The sequence below is a fragment of the Acidobacteriota bacterium genome (assembly GCA_003696075.1).
Lineage (GTDB): Bacteria > Acidobacteriota > Polarisedimenticolia > J045 > J045 > J045.
The window spans coordinates 1-4,987 of sequence record RFHH01000100.1 but is presented as its reverse complement, the minus strand read 5'-3'; the positions used below and the strand labels follow the sequence as shown (position 1 = coordinate 4,987).

The following is a 4,987-nucleotide window of genomic DNA, read 5'->3' as shown; positions in this document are numbered from 1 at the left end:
GGCCGGGGGGGGCCAGGAGCCGCGCGAGGCCGGCGTCGCGGTCGAGGCGCACGTTGACGAATCCCGGGCCCGCCGCCTCGGCGGCGGCCACCCCCGGAAGCGCTGCGATCTCGCGCGCGAGCTCCTCGGCGATCGCCCGCGGCGGGCGCTTCAGGATCCGCGCCAGGCCGAACGCGACCGGCGTGGCGAGGTCTCCCAAGGAGGGATCGGGAGGGAACTCGACCGGCACCTCCGGCGGAGCCGCGGGGCAGGCCCGGCGGACCGCCGCCTCGACGCCGGCGCGGACCTCACCGAACAGGTCGATCATCGAGGCTCGGGGACGGCGATGGCCGGAGCGGTGATGCGGAGCCCGTCGCGCGTGACGGCCACGACCCGGTAGTAGAGCAGACCCTCCGCATCGGGCGGCGAGTCGAGGAGCGAGTAGCCGGATCCCTCCCTGGGAAGGCCGATCGCCGGCACCGGTGAACCCGCCACCGCGGTCCACGGGCCGTCCGGCGACGCCGAGCGCTCGACCATCCACCCGAACAGCCCGCGCTCCCACGCGCTGTGCCAGCGAATCTCCACGAGCCCGCCGGGCAGGCGGCGAGCGCCGACCGCCGAGAGCGCGTAGGGACCGACCCGTCCGCCGGCGGAAGCCTGGACCGAGATCGGCCCCGGATCGAGCGCCTCGCGACGCCGGACGAGCAGGAGGACCGCGGCATCGTAGTCGTTCCAGGGCAGCTCGGCGGAGACCTCGGCGTCGGTCACCGGGAGGGGAGCCCGGTCCCACCCTCCGCCTTGGCGCCGCGCGAGGAGGAAGGCGGACCACAGATCGTCACCCACCTGCACCCGCAGGCGCGTCCCCTCGGGCTGCCGCGGATCGGGCAGCACGCGGACGAGCGCCGCGCCGCCGGGGCGCACGGGGGCGAGTCCGGGTCGGTCGAACACGGGAAGCGTGCCGACGTCGGCGGTGAACCGGGTGGGAGGCAGGTCCGAGACGATCTGCACCGTTGCGGCGCGCGCCACGAGCCGCTCGAACGACAATCCGGTGACCCGCTCGAGTGCCCGGGCCACGACCTCCTCGGGCGGCTCCCCGTCCTCTCGGCGGGCCAGCGCCGACCAGGTCGCCGCCAGGGCGCGTCCCTCCAGCGACTCGTCGCGGAGCGCCCACAGGAGCGAGACGTTGCCCCGCGCCAGGAGCGGGTCGCCGACGAACGGCCCGCGTTCCGGGTAGGTCCAGCGCGCCTGGAGGATCCGGTCGGACCGCGGATCGGGCCCGGCCACGCGGGCCTCGACCCAGGTCACGCTCGGCTCGAGCCACCACAGCGGCGCGGAGGCGTCACGCCCGAGGAACACCAGGCGGGCCGCCGCCCGGGCGATCATCCCGCGGAAAGCACCGTCCGGCTGGGAGAGCGACGCGTCGACCACCGCGAAACCGGACGAACCGCGGCCGGGCAGGGCGCGCGCTTCCGGGACGACATAACCGCGAACGGCGCCGCCGAGATCGGCCAGGTACAGGTCGAGTTCTCCGTCCCCGTCGTCGGCGGGGCTTCCCAGGCCGAACCGCCGGCACAGCTCCAGCGTCCGCGCGGCGGTGGAGAGCGCCTCGGCGGCGCGGTCCGGCACGCCGTCGAGGTCGGCGTCGGGCGCCAATTCCGGCGCGACGTGAACGCGGACCGGCGGGTCCTCCCGGTACAGCGTCAGCCCCGGCTCGCCGGGGCGGGCGCGCAGCCACTCCGGAGCCGGCCGGGATCGTGCCGGATCGAACGCGGCCGACAGGTCGTCGCCGGCCAGTCCGGCGTCGATCGCGAACCGCTGCAGGTCGCCGGCACCCGGCCCGGCCGCTGCCGGCAGGAGCGTGGCGGCGAGCAGGATCGGGATCGTCCGGATCGCGGTCGATGGGGTCGGGCGGTGCGAAGGCACGGAGGGTGGCTCCCGAAAATCGCTCGGAATATAGAAGGTACGCCGAAACCGGTCAACATTCCGCAAGCGCCGCGCTTGCGGCGGCGGGATCCTCAGGCCCCCTCCGTGATCGGGCCGGTCTCCGCCGCGTCGGCGGGCGGCGGCGCCTGCGGGGCCGGGCTGGCCAGGACGACGGTGACGTTGTCCTCGCCGCCGGCCTCGTTCGCAGCGGCGATCAGGTCGGCGCAGCCGCGCTCCAGATCCCCCTGCGCCCGGCGGACCGTCTCGAGGATGCGGGCGTCGTCGAGCATGCTGCTCAGCCCGTCGGAACAGAGAAGGATGGTGTCGCCGGGGAGGATGCGTTCCTCGATCACGTCGGGAACCACCACCGGGCCGCTGCCCAGCGCCCGCGTCACGACGTTGCGGCGCGGATCCCGGGCGGCCTGTTCGCGGGAGATCATCCCGAGGCGAACGAGTTCGTTGACGAACGAGTGGTCGGTCGTGAGCTGCCGGATCCTCCCGTCCCGGATCAGATAGGCGCGGGAGTCCCCCACGTGGGCCACGAAGAGGCGGTCGCCCGCCCAGACCGCGGCGACGAGCGTCGTTCCCATGCCGTGGTACTCGGGGTGCTCGCGGATCGTCTCGGCGATCCTCCGGTTCGCCTCCGCCACCGCACGCCGCAGCAGCTCGGGCACCGCGTCGGCGTCCCGCGGGGCCTCGGTGAGCGTCTCGTCGAGAGCCTCGACCGCGAGGCGGGAGGCGACCTCGCCGGCCGCGTGGCCGCCCATCCCGTCCGCCACCGCGGCCACGGCCCGCTTCGGGTCCACCAGGAGCGAGTCCTCGTTGTGCGGCCGGACGCGGCCGCGGTCGGTCCGTCCCGCTGCCCGGAGCGTCATCATCGTCCCGGTGCCGCACCGCCGGCGCGGCCTCGGTCCGCATCCCGCTCGCGGAGCGTCTCGGCGAGGTGGGTGGCCGGGCCGTTGTCCGGCTCGCGCCGGAGCACTTCGGCCAGCGCCTCCCGCGCCCTCTCCGTCCGCCCGGCGGCCGCGGCCGCGTAGGCGAGGTTGAGCCAGCCGGTCAGGTAGTCGGGGTGGATCTCCACCGAGCGCTCGAACGCCTCGATCGCCGGCTCGAGTCGTCCCGCCTCGGCGAGGGCGACCCCGAGATAGTTCTGGACGTCCGCGTAGCGCGGGAAGATCTCCGCCGCCTCCTGGAGGCGCTCTGCCGCTTCCTCCCAGCGTTCGGCCCGCAGGTGGGCGAGCGCCGCCTCGAGCGCCTGGCGAAACGACGACCGGTCGGTGGCGAACACGTCCTTGTACAGGTCGCGCGCCAGATCGACCCGCCCCTCCTCGAGCGCCCGGCGCGCCCGGGCCAGACCCTCGGCCGCCCGCCCGGCCCGCATCCGCTCCGCCGCCTCGAAGGCCTCCCGCGCTGCCGGGAGATCGCCGCTTTCCAGCAGCGCCATGCCGAGTTCGACCGAGGCGTCGACGAACGCGGGGTTCAGTTCCAGCGCGCGCCGCAGATGAGCGAGACTCTCCTCCAGCCGGTCGAGGCGCCGCAAGGTGCGCGCCAGGCGGAAGTGCACGTCCGGGTAGTCCGGCATGACCGCGAGCGCGCGCCGGTACTCCTCGGCGGCCCTTTCGAGTTCCCCCCGTGCGGCGAAGGATTCGGCGGCGCCGATGCGAGTCTGCACGAGGTAGTAGAGTGCGGCTCGCCGGTCCGCTGCGCTGATCTCTTCGTCCTGCTCGATCGCGCGCGTAAGGAAATCGGCGGCCGGGCCGTGCTCGCCGCGGTGGAAGTGATACACGCCCGACTTGAGGTGGTAGTTGCGGAAGTGCTGGCGAACGACCTTGAGCGCGCGCATGGCGTGGGCCCCGGCTCAACCACGCGGCTGGCGCCCCGCACGGGGCCCCGGTCCGCGGCCGCCTACTCTACCGCAAACCGCCGCCTCCGGGCGCGCCCGGCCCTCCGCCCGCGTCATCGACTCCTCCTCACGCGGACGCGCCGGCGGGCCTCGCGTGCCTCGAGCAGGCGCTTGGCCTGGCGGCGCACGGCGTCGGAGACGTTGCGGTTCTTCGTGAGGAGCTTGAGATCCTTGTCGTTCAGGCGCGAGACCAACGTCTGGGCGATTTCGATGGGCGTGCGCGGGTTCTTCACCAGATTGTGCTGGATGTGGTAGTTCCTCGCGAATTCCCGGTGCTGCGCCACCAGGCGCAGGACCTCCTGGCTGACGTTGCGGGAATTCGAAACCGCTTCCGCCTCCTCCTCCGAAAACTGGGGGTTCTTGAGCACCGCAGTCGCGACGGTCCGGTTCGAATCCCGGATGAGGACCATCCTTTCCTCGCGGTTCCCGAACAGCGCGACGCGGATCTTCTGGCCGATCTTGAGCCCGGAGAGCCGCTTGATGACGTTCGCCTCGCGCTCCGTTTCGACCTCGCCCAGAAGCTCGCTCCGTTCGGTGAGCTGTCCGAGGTCGAGGTCCAGCGTCGGCAGGAGCGCTTCAACCTCGGCGTCGAAGCCGAGCGCGGCGAGGAAGGGATCCTTCGCGGGCCGCAGTTCCCGCTCGGCGGCGCCCGCCGCCCCCGCACCGGCCCGCTTGCCGAGCTCGTCCAGGTAGTCGAGAAGCTTCGGCCGCGCGGCCGCCGGCAGCGCGGCGTTGTCGCGCAGTGCGTCGCCGACCGGGCGGTGCCGGGCCAGCAGCTCCTGGTTCAGGGCGAGCGCTTCGAGCGCCTCCGCGTCGGTGCCCCGTGCGAGCGCGAGCGCCGCGTCCTCCGGAAGATCGGCTCGGCGGGCGAGCGCCGGCCCGCAGCCGTCGAAGCGCGCGATCTCCGCCGCGAGGAAGGAGAGAACGTGCGCCGGCGTCGCCGGATCCTCGGCGAGATCGCGGGCCGAGTCGGCGTCGAGGGCGTCGAGGGAGGCGCGGGCCGCTGCCGCGATCTCCCCGTCGGGGTCTCCGGCCAGGAGCACCTGCAGCGCGACGAGCTGCCCCGGTTCGAGGGGCAAGGCGCCCCGCGCGGCGGCGAGACGGGCGGGCCGCGGCGCGGTGCCGCTCCGGATCGCCTCTTCGAGGCGCGCGGCCGGGGACGTCGCGGTCATGGCGGGGCGC

The 4,987-nt window shown here is 74.3% G+C and carries 5 protein-coding genes; all 5 read right to left on the bottom strand.

Annotated features, from left to right (window positions below; translation table 11 throughout):
- A partial coding sequence (locus D6718_06435) for an arginine--tRNA ligase (GenBank protein RMG45882.1) occupies positions 1 to 307 on the bottom strand: 307 nt, incomplete at its 3' end.
- Positions 304 to 1,902 carry a hypothetical protein gene (locus D6718_06430; protein RMG45881.1) on the bottom strand — a complete coding sequence of 533 codons (1,599 nt, stop codon included), beginning with the start codon at positions 1,900 to 1,902 and terminating at the stop codon, positions 304 to 306. The genes D6718_06435 and D6718_06430, both read right to left, overlap by 4 nt.
- Before the next feature lie 92 nt (positions 1,903 to 1,994).
- Positions 1,995 to 2,777, bottom strand: coding sequence for a Stp1/IreP family PP2C-type Ser/Thr phosphatase (locus D6718_06425; GenBank protein ID RMG45880.1), 783 nt, complete (start codon positions 2,775 to 2,777; stop codon positions 1,995 to 1,997).
- A complete protein-coding gene (locus tag D6718_06420; protein RMG45879.1) occupies positions 2,777 to 3,745 on the bottom strand; it encodes a tetratricopeptide repeat protein in 969 nt (322 codons plus the stop codon). The genes D6718_06425 and D6718_06420 overlap by 1 nt, the downstream gene beginning before the upstream one ends.
- 113 nt (positions 3,746 to 3,858) lie before the next feature.
- On the bottom strand, positions 3,859 to 4,977 hold the full coding sequence (locus D6718_06415; protein ID RMG45878.1) for a hypothetical protein: 1,119 nt from the start codon (positions 4,975 to 4,977) through the stop codon (positions 3,859 to 3,861).
- Positions 4,978 to 4,987 lie beyond the last annotated feature (10 nt).

Coding starts and splice junctions, on each gene's coding strand:
- D6718_06420 (RMG45879.1), bottom strand. CDS start 3,745: ATGCGCGCGCTCAAGGTCGTTCGCCAGCACTTCCGCAACTACCACCTC.
- D6718_06415 (RMG45878.1), bottom strand. CDS start 4,977: ATGACCGCGACGTCCCCGGCCGCGCGCCTCGAAGAGGCGATCCGGAGC.
- D6718_06425 (RMG45880.1), bottom strand. CDS start 2,777: ATGACGCTCCGGGCAGCGGGACGGACCGACCGCGGCCGCGTCCGGCCG.